Below are 19,132 nucleotides of genomic sequence, written 5' to 3'. Positions count from 1 at the left end.
GTTAGACGTGGACTTGCGCACCACAGTCAACAGTAAGAGTTTCGCCCTGAACCATGTCGCTGAGCGGGCTAGCCAGAAAGAGCACCGCATTGGCGACGTCTTCTTTTTCGACGAAACGATCGCCAGTCATACTCCGCCACTTGCGGCCCTCAAACATCATGTCTGCGTAGGGAAGCTTCGAGGTTGAATCGGTAGCCACGAGGCCAGCTCGGACTATATTTACATTGATGCCGCGATCACCGAGCTCAAGCGCCAAGTGGCGAGCGAAGCTTTCTAATGCCGCTTTTGAGCCCCCCACACTGCCGTACATGGGAACTGCCATCGCTGCTCCATGGCTGGAGAGGCCGATCACTTTTGCCCGTCCCGGTGACTTTTCCAGGAGTTTCGAAGCGACTTGCACCAACTGAATCAGCGCGAGTACGTTTGTCTTCATCGTGCCAACGAAATTCTGGGGAGTGATCGACATCATCGAGCGGAAGCCACCAGAGGCTGCGTTCGAGACAATTATGTCCAACCTGCCAAATCGTTCTTCAATAAAATCGATAAGCGATTCGATATCGTCTCGCTCCGATACATCAGCCTTCACTACGGCAACGCGCCGGCCGAGGGCCTGAATCTGTTCTGCCACCTGGTCGGCAGCAGAACGGGAAGTACAGTAATTGAGGATAATATCAGCGCCGGCTTCTGCCAGGCGCACTGCGCAAGCTGCGCCGATGCCACGGGAGCTGCCGGTCACGAGAGCTACGTATCCGGTTAGGTCGATCATGATTGGTTTCTCGAAAGGGAGCGGGGGTCAGGAGACTTAGAAAGGGTGATGAGTGCATCGTGATTGTCGAGGTACGATTTAGGCAATTTGTGGTGTCGTTGAAATGTGGCGACCGCGGCGATTTGGCCTCGGAATCGCCAAACTCGCACTTTGCAATGATCGCTGATGTCCTCGCCTTGGTAAAATACTGTGACGCCTTCGGGTTGAAGACAGATCTCGACATTGCGGGGTGCGAATGATTCACCAGTGTGGACGGCCTTGTAGACCGCCTCCTTCATCGCCCAGATGTCGGCAACGGTCATGTTGTCTTCATTTTGCCGTAGCAAGGCGATCTCAGCGTCGGTAAGCCAACTCCGTTCAAACCCTGCGCTCAGCGAGCGCATCTCCACAAGATCGACCCCTACGGAGACGCCGTTACGGTTCGTGCCACCCACAAGTACCGCATTGGATGTGTGCGAAATCGAGAGAGAATATCCGAGCCGGTTTTCGCCAAGCTTGATGTAGGGTCGGACTCCCGACGAAACATCATTGCTGTAAATCGAGATTTGTGATGGAGCGGTAAACCACGATGTGCAGTGTTGAGCTCGCAATAGTCGCTTGGCTAGAATGCGGCCCGCAAGAAATGTGTTGCGTCGTACGTCTGAACGAAATGTTCGCCACGAGGCAAGCTCGTCCTGTGAAAGCCAGTCCGTGCCAGTGGTAGTTCTTTGAAGTTCCAAATCCGTAAATGGCGCATAGCGGAGGTCGCATTGTGCGGAGACGATCATGGGGTTTCTTCTCCGACACGAATGGTGCGATAACCGGTAACCTCAAGAACAGGAGAACCGTCTTCACCGTAGAGCGTGAAGTCGAATAGGCTGTGGCGGGCTTCGCGAGCACGAAACCAGAAGCGGGCGATGCAGACTTCGCCCGCGCGTGGTTGGCGCGCCCAACGTATCAACTCGAAACCGTGCGGCACTTCCAGAATTCCTCCGAATTGGAGGAACACAAAACTCCCGCAGCAGACTACACACGCGTCAAGTACCGCGGTTGGCAGGATCCAACCGGTGTCTGACCGAGGGCCGGCCAGTTCGGACAGTGGTGGAGCGATAATCTGCCCCCAACCGCCATCATATTGAATGCCGTAGTTTTTGAGGCATCGCAGCGGCTGGCCATGGTAGAGCAATGCGTCGTCAGGATAGGTAAATGGATGCATTCCCAAAGGGGGCGTACCTGCGGTGGAAGGCGCAAGTGGCTCGGGGGCTCCAAAGTGCACCTTGGCGCGAACGTGAACACGATTCGGATCGATGACTTGGCCAGCGCGATTGCGGAGCTCGCTGGTGAGCTGCGATTCGACCACATTACCATCGTTAGCGAGCCGGACTTTGGTCACGATCGGATCGTCACTGCGAAACATGAGACCGTTGATAATCTCAACGTCGTGGACCTCAGCTATCTCTTGTCCAGGGCGCCAGAGAGATGCCGCTTCCAAGACAGCTTCTAACCCCAGCACGCCTGGGAGAAACGGGCTTTGTTTCAGAAGGTGCTCGACCAAGAAAGGGTCGTGTATTGGATCGAAAGTGACTTCTGCTGTGGTGGAACCATCGGCGTTGGTACCGATCGAATCGATCAATGGTCGGTCCGTTCCACTCTTTGCCTCAGGAGCGGAAGCCGCTGCCGGCGGACCTGCAGGAGGTGCTTCACTTTTCATGATTGAATAGGGATAAAACGACTTCTCGAAGTAGTCATCGGCGATGAGAACTTCTGATTCAGGCGCGCCAGCAAGGACCTCCTGAAGCATGTGTTCGATTCCTTCCTCAGGCTGCATGAACTCCATCTTGAACGAACTCTTCGTGATATCGACGGCATCGGCAAGTAGTGCCATGCCGAAGCGGTCCCATGTTTGCCAGTGGAAGCATGTGGTGGCGCAGTCGGGCCGATCTTTTCGATGCCAGTCGCATAATTTGGCGAGCATTTCATTGGCTGCGGCGTAGTCGCTCAGTCCGTTGCCGCCATACCGTCCGCTCAAAGAGCCGAACGCAAGGAAGTAGCGCAAAGGATCCTTCATGGTTAGACGCATGAGTGCCGCGGTTCCGTCAGCCTTAGGACCAAATGTGTGGCGGATCCGATCACCAGCGCGACTTTCAAATCGTGCAGCCTTGGCATAACCTGCGCCATGGATGACCCCATCGATTGGCCCATCAATCCTGCGGATTTCAGCGAGGACTTTCTCTAATGCTGCTTCGTCGGTAATGTCGCAACTATGATAATGGGGCTCAACACCGGCCTCGGCATATTTGCCAAGTACGAGTTCGATCTCACGCGCCTTTCGAATTCGGCCCCAATCCTCTTCCGGCGAACGTCCAGCGGCGATTGCCTCTCGGACGATTGTCGACTTGTACTTCTTTAGTTCTTCGTCGCTGCACTTAAGCCAAGGTGCTGTTTTGTCGGGCGCAGGACTCTTGCCAATCATGTGAATTTTGAGTCCATACCGACGAGCAAACATACATGCTGCAAAAGAGGTGATGCCACGGCCACCGCCGGTGACAACCCAAGTACCGCCTAAGGGTATCTCACGTTGAGGAAGTTTTTCCACAGGTGCGGGGTAGATCGCTACGGTTCGACGCTCGCCGTGTGACCAGGCAACTTCCACTTCGGGCGCATCAGAGGCAAGTTCAGAGCAAATTCCCGAGGCGAGATCGGTGGGGGCTTCGTCAGAGGGGCTGTCGATCACTTTCACACGAAAGCGTGTGTGTTGATAACGGGAGTCTTCGACATAGACGCTCTTGAGCAAGCCGGCTAGTGCGCCACTCTCGGGTGACTTAACGCTGGCATTGAATCCGAAATCGCCACCCAGAGACGTAACTGCAACAAGTGTCGCAGGCTCATTGAATGGCAGTTCAGAAACTAGCTGGAACCATCGTTGCGTCAGTTGAAACGGCAAATAGACACCCCGTTGCATACGACGGCGGAATGCTTCCGCTGTTCGAAATTCACCGGCGTCGGAGTCACGGGCTGAGAATAAAAACAAATTGCGGGCTGGCTGTGACTTCCAGGCGGCTTCCAAGTGGGAAATCGCCGTTTCAGAGTCGTCGCAAACTGGAAGCATGTGTACAGCTATGCCGCTTGCCATGAGTTTTTCTCGCAGGGCCAACGCGTCGTCATTGTCGCCGAGAATGTAAGCCGGGCCGGTGATTCCAGGTTGACCTGCGGATTGAGTAGCTAGCGGAGCAGGACGCGTGCGCAGAACGTGACGAGAGGCAATTTGCCGCGGCTTCCGAGTTGGAAACTCGATCTTTTTTTCGGTGCGAAAGTTCTCTGCAATCGCTTCGACATTCTTCGGATAAAAGCGATTATGGTAGGCACGATCGGTGACGAGAACTTCGCTATCGGACTTTTCAGAGTAGAGTTCTCGCAAGAACTGCCGCAGGCCTTCACGCTTTGGCATGAGCTTGAGCCCTGTGGTGTTTTCGAGAGCAGAACGGGTCTCCGGGCGGAAAGCCATACCGATTTCGTCCCATGGATGCCAGTGAAAACCCACCGCATGACACGATGGCCTCTGGTTGCCATACCATGAGACTAGTTTGCAGAGCATGTCGCTCGCCATGCAGTAGTCGACTTGACCATTACTCCCAAATCGGCCGCTTACCGAGCCAAACCCTACGAAGTGGCCGATGGGATCCTCTCGTGTAAGCTGCATAAGGTTCCAAGCGCCGAGGACTTTTGAATCGAAAGTGGCCTGCACATCCTCGGTACGCTTCTTTTCCAGTCGGCAGGAACGTTCAATGCCAGCGCCATGGAGAATACCCTTGATAGGGCCATGCCTTCGACGGATTGATTCGAGCACCTTGTTCAAAGCTGCACAGTCGGCGACGTCACAAGTATGGTAAGTGATGTCGAGGCCCGCATCGGAGAACGCGCGGAGGTTCTGGTCGATCTCGATTTGCTTCTGTACGCGGTCCCAAGCCTCGTTTGGCTTGTCGTTCGTCTCGCGTGCTCGCAAGATGGTTTCGCTGCGCAGCGCGGCGCGGCCAGCTTCATCGAGATTTCGCCAGGCTGGGTCGATCTCGGGTAGCAGGCTTGTCCCCAAGAGATGCAATTTTACACCAAACCGGCGACCGAGTTCCAAGGCACACTCGGCCGTGATGCCCCGGGCGCCTCCGGTGACGATCCAGTTGCCGCGAGGCGGATGCTCAGGCTTCTCCTGGACCTGTGCCTCACGAGGAATCGCCACTTGCAAGTAACGCGTGCCATTCACATAGGAAACCTCATAGTCGGGCGTACCGACGGCCAGCTCGCCACAGATGAAGCGGGCCACCTGGCAGGGAGTTTCATCGTCCGGAAAGTCGATAGCCTTGGCGAGGAAAGAGCGTTTGCCACCCATGTGGTTAATTTCAAGATAAAGCGATTTAACAAGCCCAGTCAGTGCGCCGGTAGCGGGTGTGGGAACATCGCCGCAGAAGCCGAAATCGCCGTTGCAGTTGGCAGTCGCGACGAGCGTGCACTTGTCGAGCCATTTCCCTTCACTAGCAAGTTGTACCCAGCGTTGGCAAAGGAAGAATGGTGCAATAACTTGGGATTCGTAAGCATGGTGCCAAGCGGCTGTGTCGAAAAAATCACTGTCGTTCTTGTCTCGCGAGGACATGAGAAACAAGTGCATGACTGGCTCGTCGGCACAAAGTTGCTCGATAGAATCAACTGCATGTTGCTGGGAGTCGAGCGAGTTGAGCCGGTGTACTTTGGCTCCTACACCTGTCAGCCGATCTGAGAGCGCATCGGCGGATGGGTTGTCGCCGATCACGAGGACCGGTCCGTTGAGCGTAGGCATCGCCGGTGAATTGGGGGGCCATGCGACATCTACGAGTCGCATAACGAACCGTTCAGCCATTCCCGGCTCATCGCCGAGATCGTAAGGCTTGACTGAAAACTCGGGACCCTTTAGCTGTTTTTTTTCGGTTGAAGAAACATCAGCAAGTAACTGTTCGAGATTAAAGCGAGTAAATGGCTGCTGATTCTTCTCGTGGTCGACCCCATAATACACGCCAAGTTCGCCTGCATTGTGATCGATAAGTACGCTTAAGTACTCATCAGATTCCACACCGAAGCTGGTGAGAGCCATTTCCAGGTCTGACGGACTATACGATGAGCCGGTCAGAAACTGTTGCAGGTTGTTCAATCGCTTTACGGACGAGCCACTCTCGGGATTGACCGCACTATGGTTGGCGGCCACGACGAGGTTTGATTCGACCATCTCCAGAGAATCGCCGGAGCATTCTACACTAACTGGCAATCGGTTTTGCGAACTTAACACCATGTTCCAAGGGCCTGATTGCGGAGCGTGTTTCAAGGCATCTAGGGCAGCAGGTATATCGCCAGCTTCCGTAAGGATTTGTTGTGTCAGCAGAGCATGGCGTTGCGACATGGTCGCAGGTCCACTCACGATCAATCCGCTCGTTACGGCAAGCCCACTGACGTTCAGTCCAGCGAGCGCGCCAACACAACCGGCGTAGGTGACAGCGACCGATGGAATGCCTGACTTCGGCTGGCGGATCTGGAGGATCGGCACAAAGCAGTCGCCCAACCTAGAACCCTGGAAACTTTCGTCGCGGAGTCCGTGACGGACGGCTTTACCATTGCGTTCGACTTCCATAGCGAATTGAATCGAACTGCTACTTAGTTCGGCAAACATCGCGAGGTTCAGCGCGACAACATTCGCAATAGGGACGTGGACCGCGTCGGCGATGCCCTCGAGTTCTGCCAATTGGTCTTCGGTAAAGGTCAGCTCAGGCTGCTTGGCCAACTTTGTCCAGGCTGCAGATTCTTCAGAATCGGCCAAGTCTGCTACTCGGTACATCAGGCGTCGAATTTCTGTACGAAATTTCTGGCCATGAATGACGCCCATTTCGTAGGCAGATCCCGCAAGTCGCAACTTTCGAATCTCATCTGTAACATGGAAGGCCGTGAGTGTAGCGTTCGCGGCCACCTCTACGACATGTTTAGCGACTTCCACAGGCTCTGGCGGAGTTACTACCGAGGCCTGAGGTGGTTCCAGGAAATGCGCCATGGGGGTCGGCGCAACGAAAGTTTGTGTCGCGGTAGAGGGAGCTTCTTCGATGATGGGGGTTGGGGCTAGATTCTCGGTGAGGTAAGAGACCACGTGCCGCAACGTCGGGAAATCATCGAGGGTAAGATTCTCGGAAGGGGTCACATCGAAGTATTCTTGCAACTCACCAAAAAGTTGGGCCTTCTTGATGCTGTCGATTCCTAAGTCGGCTTCCAGATCGGCATCAAGCTCGACCAGATCGGGCGGGTAGCCGGTCTGCTCGACGACAAAGTTCACGAGGAATGCTTCGAGCTCGGCGGTATTGGAACCGGCAGGTGTGGCCGCATCTGGAACAACGGGATCAGCGACGGTAGCCGAAGGGGCTTCAGGCATGCGCACAGGAACAGGTGCCGCATCGTAGGTGGGACTTGCAGACGGCGCAGTTGTTTTGGAGCGAGCCAGGAAATCTACGACGTGGCGCAAGGTCGGGAAATCGTCGAGTGTTAGATTTTCGTCTGGAGTGACATCGAAATACTCTTGTAGCTCTCCAAATAACTGGGCCTTCTTGATGCTGTCGATTCCCAGGTCGGCCTCAAGATCGGCATCAAGCTCAACCAGTTCAGGCGGATATCCAGTCTGCTCGACGACAAAGTTTACGAGGAATGCTTCGAGCTCGGCAGTATTTGTATCGGCAACAGGCTCTGGTGTGACTTCAACTGGGGCAGCGGCCACCGGTGCATCGTAGGCGGGACTTGCAGAGGGTGCTGGGGAGGATGAGGTTGTGGAACGGGCCAGGAAGTTCACCACATGTCGCAGGGTTGGGAAATCATCGAGTGTTAGATTTTCGTCGGGGGTCACATCGAAGTATTCTTGCAACTCACCGAAAAGTTGAGCCTTCTTGATGCTGTCGATTCCCAGGTCGGCTTCCAAATCGGCATCGAGCTCGACCACCTCGGGCGGATAGCCTGTCTGCTCTACGACGAAATTAATGAGGAACGCTTCCAGATCACTGACATCGATGCTCGCGTAGCTGTCAGGTGCTTCCATGAGCTGAACCGCGGTGTCGATCTTCTGTTGTGCTTGTTGAGTCTCGACTGCGAACCCCTCACGCGCTTGCCACATAGCGGGTGTGCGAGGTGTTGAGACTTCCGGGGCTTCGACGGGACTGCTGCCGTTTGAATGGCCATTGGACTCGCCATTCGTATTTCCGTTGGAATCGTCATGACCATTTTGGCCAATGGGATTCCACAATAGAGCGTGCGAAAGGAGATCGTTTGGATCCTGCGAGGACACGGAGGGCGATACAGGCTTTTTCTCCATGGTGGCAGCTCGTCGCATTTTCTCAGCCCGGCGCTGCGTGGCGTCGAAGTGGACGATCTCCTGGCGGACAGCGGATTTGGCGGTAAACTTGGTGACAGGAAGTTCGTCGAGTGCACCGCAACATTCCAAGTGCGCACGCACGCGGCAGATTTGTTCCATCGCTGAACCCTTAGGGCTGTCACTAGCGATGAACCGTGCCTGTGCTCCGCTGAGGATCTGTTCGTTCAGTCGCGTCAAAGTCTGTTGTGGTCCCACTTCAATGAATACAGTGGGACGATCTTCAGCAAGCGAGCGCACGGCGTCGGTGTAGAGCTGAGGCCGGGTCATGTGTGCTTCAAGATTCGCACGGATATCATCGGCGTTATCAATCTCACGGTTGGTCACCAGACTGAAAGTGCTGATACTTGGGAGACCGATCTCGGCGGAGCGTAGCGCGTCACGTAAGGGGCCGCATGAATCCGCCATCAGTGGGGTGTGGAAGGGGCAAGGAACTGGCAGCTTACGAGCTTGATAGCCAGCTCGCTCCAGGTGTTTGGCAGCGAGTTCAAGTTGCTCAACGTCCCCGCCAACAACAGTTTGTGAAGGGGCATTACTGATGGCGACATGCACGTCGAGTCCTGAGCCGGACAGCACTTCACGGACTTGTATCGGAGTGGCGGTCGTCGCAACCAACCCACCGCGAGCGCTTTTACATGCCTCAATCCCAGCACAGCGTGCGCGAGTGACTCGCAAGGCTGTGGTGAGACTCCATGCGCCGGTGGCGACCAAAGCGCAATACTCGCCGTAGCTATGGCCAGCGGCGATTTCAGGTTTGATACCTTCAGCACGCAGGACAGAATTGAGAATGTGGCTGGCAGCCATCATCGAGGATTGTGTAGCCCAGGCGTCGTTGCCCAGCAGATCTGAGCCGCTCCAAGCCATTTGCGAGAAGCTGGGGGAACCTATCTCGGTCAAAGCCTGCTCGACCTCGCGATGTGCGGTTGCCGCGGCTGGGTGAAATTCTATTAGACCGCGAAGCATGCCTTCGTACTGTGAACCTTGACCGGGAAACATGAATGCAATCCGTGGCCGAGTGACTTCGAGCGACGAACAGAAGAAGATTCCCTGCCGCTCGAGCGCGGCAAGTCCGGTGGGATTGCTAAGTTGCGAGATGGCAAGCTGAACTTTTTTGAGCAGAGTTTCGCTGTTCTCGGCAACGATTGCCAGGCGCGTACTGTGATGTCGCGCGAAGACGCTTGGAGTGGTGAAGAAGCTGTTACCAGTTTCAGCGACGAGTTTCTTGCGCAATCCTTCTGCTGAGTCAGCACCAAAGCGAATAACGCGCCAGGTAGTTGCGGCAGATTGGACAAGCTCCGGTTCGTCAGACTCTGTGGTTGCAACTGGCGCGGGTTCCGTAAACTGCGGAACAGCCTGCGTTTCTTGATCAAGATTTGGTGCGGAGGCAGGACTACTGCCCGTGCTAGTTGAACGCTCTAAGAACTTCACTACATGTCGTAGCGTGGGAAAATCATCGAGTGTTAGGTTTTCGTCAGGAGTCACATCGAAGTACTCTTGCAGTTCCCCGAAGAGTTGGGCTTTCTTGATACTGTCGATGCCGAGGTCGGCCTCAAGATCGGCGTCAAGTTCCACCACCTCTGCCGGGTAGCCGGTTTGCTCAACAACGAAGTTGATGAGAAACGCTTCCAACTCGGTAGCAGATGCGCCGGGGAGCGGCTCGGCAACCGAATCTACAACTGCGGGAGCCAAGTGTTGGGTGACATTATTCATCTCTGGCATATCGGCTGCGGATGTTCCCAAATCGCAGAGGAGATTATACGCGACGCCGCGTCCACAAGAGATGATCGATGCCATCGACGCACCACTTTGAAAGGCTCGTGAAACGTCGATTTTTTCGTTCGCAATCCGAAGCAAGTTGGCATGTTCGGCGGGAACGGGCACAGGATTTTCTACGCCCAATGTGGCAGACACTTGCCCATGCTCTAGTTCAAGAACTGCTTTCAAAAGCGAGGCCATGCCTGACGCGCCATGGGAGAAACCCACCTGACTAGCGGCTGAGCCAACGACAATCGGTTCACGACTGGGTGATTGTCCCTGTACGGAGGAGATCGCTTGAAGTTGTTCATCGGTCATTTCGCGGGATAGCGAGTCCAACTCAATAACTGTTACTTTGTCAGGACTCACGTCACTAGTCTGAAATGATCGCTGCAGTGCCGTCTCAAGTGCTAGTTGTCCGGAGGCAAAGTGCGCAGCTCCGACACCACGAATGACGGCACGAATGTTATCCCCATCGCGACGGGCGTCGGCCAAGCGCTTGAGCAATACTACGCCAACTCCTTCACCGGGAATAAAGCCATTTCCGTCGGCATCCAGAGCCGAACGCACGGAGTTGCCATTGGAAAGCAAGCCGGCCATGGCAAGGCCCTCATACTCTGGGAGACCCATACGCCGCTGACCCGCAGCGCAGATCATCATGTCGCAATCCCCGGTGAGAAGCATGTCGAGGCTTATGCCAACAGCCATGAGCGAAGATGCTTCGCCGGCATCCAATGCGGCTGCGCCACCCATAAGATTCCATGTCTTGCCGATACGTGACGCTAGCGAGCTTGTACTAAAGCTGCCCGTTTCGTCTATCAACGCTGGCCACTGTTTGAGCAGGGCCTTTGAGAACTGATCGGCGACGAGCTTTGATTGCTCAGGCGAGAAGTTTCGTTTGGCGAGACTCCGTTCAATAACCCGTCGCATGTCTGGCAAGCGGAGGCCCATTTGAAGTTGAAATGAGAAGTCGCCGCCGAATTCGGTACCGACCAACACACCGACTTTGCCACGATCGAAGGCTTTCTTGTCGTAGCCTGAATCGATTAGCGCCTGATCTGCCGCCTCAAGGAGCATGAATTGCAGCGGATCGGCCTGGGCAATTTGCTTGGGAGGTACCTTGTGGCGGCGCCAATCGTATTCGAATCCATAAATGAATCCGCCCACAGGGGGTGTCGTTATGCGTGCGCCGTTATTTGTGGGAAGTAGGTCATGACGCAAGCGATCTACTGGCGCGGGTGATTTGGGATCCCGACCCGACGCTAGGAGTTGCCAATATTCGTCGATATTCGCGGCACCGGGAAGTATGCAGCCCATCCCAATTACCGCGACAGCGTCTACATCGGTCGGTCGAAGGGCGGGTACAGCTTGCTGGCGGCTCGCTTCGGTGAACTCCTCGAGCGCTATGTGCATGTTCAGCCCACCGATGCCAAAAGCGTTGATGCCCGCAAGTCGCGGTGAGCCATCAGCAGGTCTCATCCAAGGTGCTGCAGCGGTAGGAACGTAAATCGGCGCAGTTTCCCAATCGATTTTCGGATTGAGGTGCTGGACGTTGATCGCCGGTGGAACGACGCCCGCGCGTATGCATAGCACGGCCTTGATGACGCTGGCGATTCCGGCAGTCTCCAACGCATGACCGATGTTTGCTTTGACACTGGTGACAGGGATTTTTTTGCCCGGTGGGAAATGCTGCGAAAGTATTTCGGTGAGTGTATTGAGTTCCGTAGCGTCGCCGAGTTGCGTAGCAGTCGAGTGGGCTTCGATATATTGTAGATTTGAGATATCAACGCCTGCGCGATAGGCTCGCTTCATTGCTTCCATCTGGCCTTCTTTGCGAGGAGCCCAGAGGCTTTTTCCTTTGCCGTCCGACGACACACCTAGTCCACGGATTACGGCTTGAATCGAGTCGCCATCGGCCAATGCACGATCGAGTGTCTTGAGGACGACTGCAGCATAACCTTCGCCGACCACGAGTCCGTCAGCCTCAGAATCAAACGGACGGGTGCCGGTGGAACTCATAGCCCGAGCGGCAGCGAACAGAACTAAAGAGTCCCCCTTGCAATCGCTCGCCCCGCCAGCGATTGCCATATCTACGCGGCCCAATTGGAGCGCGCGAACGGCTAGCAAGATCGATTGCAATGATGAAGCACAAGCAGAATTAATCGCTCCGTAGGGACCGTTGAGATTGAATGCCTTGGTGATCGTACCGGCAACCATCGAGGCCGACACGTCGGGAGAATCAAGTTCTCGTCGCGGTTTACGACCGTGAACATCGGCAATCAACTCGCCGATGATGGCCTGCTGATCGGCGGACGAAAGTTTCCGGAACTCATCACTCTCGCGCAGGAAGTCGGCGGCCTCTTCAATGCACGTGTGATAGGTAAAGTCACCTGCAAGGTCACTCCCCTGAGCATGGCCAATGTAGACGCCGCAATTGCGGACGTTTTCAGGTAGATTGAACGGATCGAAACCAGCGTGACCAAGTGCATCGCCGGCTACTTCACACATCAGCAGATGCACCGGATCTACTCCGTGAAGGAGTTTCTCGGGGATTGGGCAGTTCTTATGGTTGAATTCGCGACTCGAAATGATCGCGCCAAGCTTTGAGTAGCACTTGCCGAGTTCTCCGACTTTGGGATCGAAGTAGAGTTCCTGATCAAGTCGATCCGTTGGCAACTCGACGACCGCACTGCGGCCCTCGCTAAGTAGCTGCCAATACTGCTCTAGATTGTCGGCGCCTGGCAATTTGCAAGCCATTCCAACAATTGCGATAGGGATGCTTTCAGGCCGTGGAGTGAGGGGCGAATTTGACACCGTTTGCTCACGCTTTCATGGTCTAAAGAATCCGTTCCTCGATTGATACTGTGATAATAAATCAGATAACTGATACGAACTTCTCCAACGCAGAGGCGAGGGATTTACGCCTATTGGGGTCCCCCTCAATTACTAGTCTCCCCGCGCCAATTGATTCGGCGACCGTCAACTGGCCGTTCCGCAACAAATCAAAGGTTGCCGAAGTCATGTAACACTTGTTAGCTTCATCTTGGTCAAATCCGCGTTCGATTCGATTAATCCGGTCATTGTAGAGCCAAATCTGCCACTGGCCTCCACCGCGACCGTTTACTTGAAGATTGCAACGGGTTGCCGTGGTAACGAACTGATCAGCAGAGAGAATTTTGTCACTCAAGTAGCTTGCCACATCAAAAGATGGCTCAAGCCGCTTGAATGATGACAGATTGAAATTGCGCTCGATGGGGTACCTAGCGATTCGCATCAGCGCCGCTTCGTCCATTTCAGGACATGGCAACTCAGGCAAGGCCGCAGAGGTGTTCGTGAGATCAAATTTCGGATCGTCACGCCAATGTGACTGATAGATTCGCATATATTCGTGGAATAACGACTCATAGGTCGAGAGATCGACGTTGCCAGGAGCACGCAAAGCTTTAGGGTGATACGACTCGATCGCTTGTTGAATGATTCGCTGAATAGTCGCAACTGCTACGGGTTTTGGCGATGCGAGGTGATAAGTCTGGCCGTGTAGTGCAGGGCGCGTGACGATCTTCCCAATCGCCTTTGAGAGCCAATCGACGGGAACGAGGTTCTTTCCTTCGTTGCCCACAAGGCCCAAGAGGCCCATGAAACGCTCGTTCATGTCGCCGACGTATATCTTGTCAGCCACGATATGTGCCAGTTGCAGGGGGAGGTAGAATCCATGTGTGGTTGTAACAAAGCCCGTGCGATAATCCCCAACGACACTTGCCGGACGATAGATGGTCAACTCTTCGAAGTCGGCTTGTCGAACCAACTTCTCGGCGCGTAGCTTCGATTGTTCGTAAACGTTGCCAAGTTCCTGGCCCAAGTCGACATCCGATTCGAGGATGCGTCCATTGCGAAGCCCACAGATATAGGCGGTCGACACATGATGAAAACGTCGCAATTCCGCCTCGCGGCAGAATTGAAGGATATTCTCCATACCCCCGACATTGGTGCGGAAGGGTTCGCCGTACTGGTCCTCTCGGAAAACCATACTCGCGCCGACGTGAATAACCGCGTCACAATGCTTAGTGATCCAGTGTCGGTCCTCGTCGGCCAGTCCTAAGCCGGGAGAGGTAAGATTTCCCTCCAATACGACAGGCCTGGGAAGTGCGTAGCCAAGCTCGGATTCCCAATAACGCATGACCCCATCGAAACGCTCGGAGGCGGATTCGAGTTTCGAAGAGCGCACTACGACTGCTAAATCGTAACCTGACTCAAGCAATTCTCGAACCAGATAGCGTCCTACTAATCCGGTGGAACCTGTCAGTAGAAAATAACCCATAGCTCAGCTCGTAAGTGAAACGAACGTATTCGAAAGTTCTATTGGCGAAACCTTGATTATGATCAAGCCACCAAAATAGTCAATTTACGCAAGATGAGTTGAGTACGGTATTTAAACAGAAAGTCCGGCTGTAGGGGTTACTACTTCTTCTTCACCAATTGAAGCCAATTTCTCTCCCATTTTGCTACCGAGCGAGCTGCACAAAGCGGCGGGGAGCAGGACGAGATCGCCTATGAGACCCAGCGCCAACATGATCGCCATAACCAATCCAAAGCGTGCGATCGGAATGAACGGGCTCACGATGAACACCAAGAGGCCAACTCCACAGATAATCGATGTCTGTAACATCGCAGTGGCGCAGTGACGGAATGCGAACCGCACGGCCTTCGGACTCGAACCAAATCGTAGAAAACCTCGGCGAAACCAGACGAGGAAATGCCAGGTGTCATCGTCGCAAATGCCCATCGCTACACTAGCAGTCATCACGGTCCCTATGTCGATGGGCCAGTCCATGAGTCCCATAACCCCGAACGCTGCCAAGACAGGGAACACGTTAGGAATCACAGAGAGTAAACCGCCAATGATGCTGCGATTGAGTACGACCATGGTGAGGCCCACAAGGAAGAACGCAGTCATGAAGCTTTTGATTAAATCTTTAAGCAGCTGTTCCTGGGCCATATAAATCAGCGGTACTCCTCCACATACGTTAGAAACGACTTTCATGCCTGCTTCGTTTTCCTTGCCGAGCTCACTATCTATCAGATGATTCAAATCCGCAAGGAACTGTTCGTAATTGAGATTGAGAGAGTTGACCCGAGTACTGATTCTCCAGTCCTGGGTGTCGTCGCTCGTGTGGAGAAACTGCAATTCTTCAAGTCGGTCACGATGCTTCTCCAGTCTTGCGGCGATCACACGTCGCAGCATCAAGTTACGCGCTCCCTCAGCTTTCGGCAACGAAGGCGCGAAGGTTGTCGCAGAGATCGTGCCATCAACTTCAGAGGATTCAACAATTTTCTGGCGCAGTCTTTCGACAATCTCAGCCCGTTTGAGAATAATCAGTGCGTCCTCGTCGGAGCTACGCTCGAATCGTAGTTCAACTTCGACTGGAGTGAGCGATCCTATATGTCGTTGCAACCATTCATAACTGTGAATGGCCGGAGAGTTAGGAGAGATTAGATCTCCCAGTTGTGCGGACGTTCGCAACTTCGAAATACCATATCCACCGATGGGAAGCAGAAGGACAAATAGAATAAGCCACGCGTTTGGATAGCGCGTCGCGATGTGATACAGCGGTCGCCACCAATGCGAAGGGATCGCTTTCGACCGATCCGCGGTAGTCCGTGGAGGCCACACACTCGAAAACGCAGGCCATAGCACCAGGACCGCGAAGATGATCAGTCCCATGGACACCGATGAGAAAAAACCAAATTTTCGTACCGGCACCAACTCGCTTACGAGAAGCGACCCGAGGCCAAACGCGGTGGTGACTTCAGCCAAAACACAGGGCAGCCATCCGCGACGCATGGCCGTGGATAGAGCCTGCTCATGGGCGTTGGATTCTTCAAGGGCGTCGACATAGTAGTTCGTGAAATGAATTGCCCCACACACTGCCAGCACAAAAACTAGGGCTGGCATCAACAGAAGTACGGCGTCCATGTTGGTGCCGCTGATATATACGAGCGACAACGCACTGCTCCAAGCAAAGACGGCTGTCATCATGACGATTGCTACTTGACGCCACGACTTCAAGAAGAGCCATGCGACCATCAGCCCCAACAAACATGAGCCAAGGGTCATCTCGCCGATGCGAGTGCTGCTCGCGTCGTCGATGGCGACGGCGTTGGCTGTTGGTCCGCCAAGATGGGCGTCTTCCCAAGCGATGCCGTTTGACTCCAGCACCTCACGCACGAAATGCAGGGACTCTGTGCGATGCATCGAACCGATTTCGGTGATGAGCGCCAGGGCACAGGTAGTCTCACCATCGGGCCCCACCAGCCAGCCTCGCATCCGCTCGATGGCCTCGTCTGAGGATAACTTCAAGGGCTCGGTCGTTAGCTCGGCGAGAGTCTCCCGACCGGTAAATACACGACGAAAGACGTCTACCTCGTCGCCCGTGGGTGCGGTAATTGTCTTTACAAGGTCGGCGGCGACATTGTCGAGTCGTTCGTCGTCGAGTGTGCAGCCTTCCCAACTAATGATGAGGATCTCGTCGCTGCCAAACCGGCCGACAAAATCGAAGAGACGCTGAGTCTCTGAGAATTCCGAAGGGAGCCAGTCGAGAACGTTGTTCGTATTTGACCGGAAGGCCCCAATCGCCCCATACAAAAGCGCCGGAAGGAGACAAAATGCCACCGCACAGATGAGCTTACCGTAGCGTGAATAATAGGGTGCGGGATTCAATGGGCTTCTCGTATGGAATTATAGGGTCTTGCTGGAGTCAACTGCGACGAACTCTCGCTTTTCATCACGATTGACGCGACTGACAACTGCGGTTGGGTCATGGTTCCAAAGCATCCACCAACCGTCATCGGCCGCCTCAGCCAATAGTCGCGGCTTATTGCGACGGGTCTCGAGCGGAAGCACATCGTATGACAAATGCCACATTCGCCTAAGATGGTAGGTCGAGGGACAAATATCGCCCGGATAGCAGGCTGTTTGACCGTTGGAGCGAAACATGAAGCTAAGATGTCCCTCGGTATGGCCACCGGTGAGGCGTGCTGCAAGCCCTGGGACAATCTCTTCGCCGTCTTCGACCAGCCGCAGGCGGGTGAGTTCGCGAAGCGAAATGACCTCTTGACTGGAGTACGCGGTCACCAACTCAGGCAGACAGCTCGATGCATTCTCCCACTCAATCCGACCTACGACATGCTGGGCATTGGGAAAGGTCAGCGAGAGCCGTTTGGCTGCATCCTGGCGCATGGACCCGCCCACATGATCAAAGTGCAAATGACTGAAGACGACGCAATCCACTGCTTCCGGTAACACGCCAAGCTGGGCTAGACCCTCCAAGAGCGGTTCTCCTGGCTCCATGTCGTAGAATTTACGGTCGAGCAGCGCGTACTTTCCGCCGTAGCCGGTATCTACCAGTACCGTGTGACTGCCGTCACGGGCCAAAACGCAGTGGTTCGCACATTGGATGCGATTCTTGGAATCAGGAATCGCCACGTGTTTCCATATTTGTTGCGGTACGACGCCGAACATCACGCCGCCATCGAGTCGAAACATGCCTCCGTTGACAGTATCGAGTTGCCAATTGCCGAGATTGAGGCTCATAGTATGTGACGACTTTCCAAATCTCTAGCGAATCCATTGACGGCGTTAGGTGGCCTGGATTTCCGTGACGACGGCAGTGCGGACTATCTTGCCGCTACCTGTACGTTCCAGCGATGTCACGAACTCCACTTCTTGCGGCACTTTGAAATGTGCCAAGCGCTTGGCACAGAATTGCCGAAGTTCTACGGACGTAGGTACCACTCGCGAATCAGGGCGTGGTACGACTTTTGCGCACGCAAACTCGCGGGAGTTCCCTTTCCGGACAGCGAAGACAACAGCTTCGTCGATTGCCGGGTGTGAGTTGAGCACCTCTTCGACTTCGCGGGGAAAGAATTTCATTCCACCAACATTAATCATCTCACTCGCTCGGCCGCGGATGTATAACGAACCTTCGGAATCGATCTCGCCCAGATCGCCCGTATAAAACCAGCCGTCCTGCATGATTTCAGACCGAGGCTGCCACGGTTCGTAGTAAGCATCGAGGAATCCTTTGCCGCGGAATCCAATACTGCTCATGCCACCAAAGTGATTACCATCAACAAGCCTCAAGTCAAAACTGGGTAGGGGTCGCCCCACTGAATCAAGCTTTTTCCCAGAGTGGAGGAGATTAACACAAGGCAAGCCGATTTCGATGATGCCGTAGGCCTGCGTCAGAGGCACATCGAATCGGTCCTTGAAAGCTTGTGCCGTTTCGGCTGAAAGTGCAGTGGCAGTCGATATCGCAAGCCGGAGGTCTTCGAGCTGTCGACCGCTACGTTCCCGAGCCATCAATTCGTAGTGCGAAGGGCTGCCGTAGATCACAGTCCCGCGTTGGACGGCGGTGTCTTCCACAAGCGCGCGGCCCAAGTCGATGGCCCGCTTGTGCAAGATTATCGTCGAACCAAAAGTAAGATAAGCGACGATCGACACAGCAAAGTGGTAAGCCATAGACAGGAGCCACACAACACGGTCGTCAGGCGTTAGTCGCAAGCCAGCATTGGCTGCGTGGACTCGGTCGAAAATTGTTTCGTGAGAAAGCACGACCCCTTTAGCGGCACCGGTTGTCCCTGAGCTGAAGCGAATGAACGCGGCATTAACACTTCCAAAGTCGACGGGGTGCGCGCGGAGGGGAGTAATGCGAATAACTCGGCACGATCCAGATTGGGCAACTTCCGTCGCTTCGATGCCACTGAGAAATCCGATTGCTCGGTCGCTAGAAACAATTGTGTCGATTGCGATGCGCTGACAAATTTGGCGCTTTTCGCGCGGAGCAAGTTCCAACGGTATCGGGACGACACAGGCACCAAGTTTCCACAGAGCGTATGTACGGATCATGTAGTTGAGGCCACTTGCGGCATGTAACCCGACGCATGAACCAGGGCCGATACCTGCTGCTTGAAGTCGTTTGGCCAGACCGTCGATCCGACCTAATAGCTGAGCGTAGGTCACGGAGCTGTAATTCTCACAATCGGAGACAGCAATATGAGCTGGCTGCCGCTGTACGGTAGCTTTCAGGACCTGATAGAGATTCGTCATGGTGGGTCAATCAAAGCGAGAAGGTTACAGCTACCATGATAACATGCATGGAATAGGAAGTCTGCGTAGAGGTGAGTTGGGGTGGAGTTTTTCAGGCAAAGTGCCG

At 54.5% G+C, this 19,132-nt stretch carries 7 protein-coding genes; all 7 read right to left on the bottom strand.

The genetic code is table 11. From position 1 onward, the window contains the following. Position 1 precedes the first annotated feature (1 nt). The 7 genes from Pla144_RS15600 to Pla144_RS15570 all read right to left on the bottom strand — a co-directional run bounded on the left by Pla144_RS15600 (position 2) and on the right by Pla144_RS15570 (position 19,026). Positions 2–766: an SDR family oxidoreductase gene (locus Pla144_RS15600; protein WP_146451597.1), complete on the bottom strand. Its 765-nt coding sequence runs from the start codon at positions 764–766 to the stop codon at positions 2–4. Next, positions 763–1,533: a 4'-phosphopantetheinyl transferase family protein gene (locus Pla144_RS15595; protein WP_146451596.1), complete on the bottom strand. Its 771-nt coding sequence runs from the start codon at positions 1,531–1,533 to the stop codon at positions 763–765. The genes Pla144_RS15600 and Pla144_RS15595 overlap by 4 nt, the downstream gene beginning before the upstream one ends. Further along, entirely contained in the window at positions 1,530–12,734 is an 11,205-nt protein-coding gene (locus tag Pla144_RS15590) for a type I polyketide synthase (protein WP_261342328.1), read from the bottom strand. The genes Pla144_RS15595 and Pla144_RS15590 overlap by 4 nt, the downstream gene beginning before the upstream one ends. Positions 12,735–12,795: 61 nt before the next feature. After that, a complete protein-coding gene (locus tag Pla144_RS15585; protein ID WP_146451594.1) occupies positions 12,796–14,238 on the bottom strand; it encodes an SDR family oxidoreductase in 1,443 nt (480 codons plus the stop codon). A gap of 111 nt (positions 14,239–14,349) precedes the next feature. After that, positions 14,350–16,638, bottom strand: a complete 2,289-nt coding sequence (locus Pla144_RS15580; RefSeq protein WP_146451593.1) for an efflux RND transporter permease subunit — start codon at positions 16,636–16,638, stop codon at positions 14,350–14,352. An 18-nt stretch (positions 16,639–16,656) separates the two neighbouring features. Continuing rightward, positions 16,657–17,511 carry an MBL fold metallo-hydrolase gene (locus Pla144_RS15575; protein WP_146451592.1) on the bottom strand — a complete coding sequence of 285 codons (855 nt, stop codon included), beginning with the start codon at positions 17,509–17,511 and terminating at the stop codon, positions 16,657–16,659. Positions 17,512–17,556: 45 nt separating this feature from the next. Beyond that, entirely contained in the window at positions 17,557–19,026 is a 1,470-nt protein-coding gene (locus Pla144_RS15570; protein ID WP_146451591.1) for a class I adenylate-forming enzyme family protein, read from the bottom strand. Positions 19,027–19,132: the final 106 nt, after the last annotated feature.

Origin of the sequence: Bythopirellula polymerisocia (assembly GCF_007860015.1) — a bacterium.
In the GTDB taxonomy this organism is placed as follows: Bacteria; Planctomycetota; Planctomycetia; order Pirellulales; family Lacipirellulaceae; genus Bythopirellula; species Bythopirellula polymerisocia.
Note: the sequence above shows the minus strand (reverse complement) of the source record. Positions and strands in the feature narration are given on the sequence as shown.

Excerpts from the sequence above, each read along its gene's own strand:
- Pla144_RS15600 (WP_146451597.1), bottom strand. The coding sequence starts at position 766 with ATGATCGACCTAACCGGATACGTAGCTCTCGTGACCGGCAGCTCCCGT.
- Pla144_RS15595 (WP_146451596.1), bottom strand. The coding sequence starts at position 1,533 with ATGATCGTCTCCGCACAATGCGACCTCCGCTATGCGCCATTTACGGAT.
- Pla144_RS15585 (WP_146451594.1), bottom strand. The coding sequence starts at position 14,238 with ATGGGTTATTTTCTACTGACAGGTTCCACCGGATTAGTAGGACGCTAT.
- Pla144_RS15575 (WP_146451592.1), bottom strand. The coding sequence starts at position 17,511 with ATGAGCCTCAATCTCGGCAATTGGCAACTCGATACTGTCAACGGAGGC.
- Pla144_RS15570 (WP_146451591.1), bottom strand. The coding sequence starts at position 19,026 with ATGACGAATCTCTATCAGGTCCTGAAAGCTACCGTACAGCGGCAGCCA.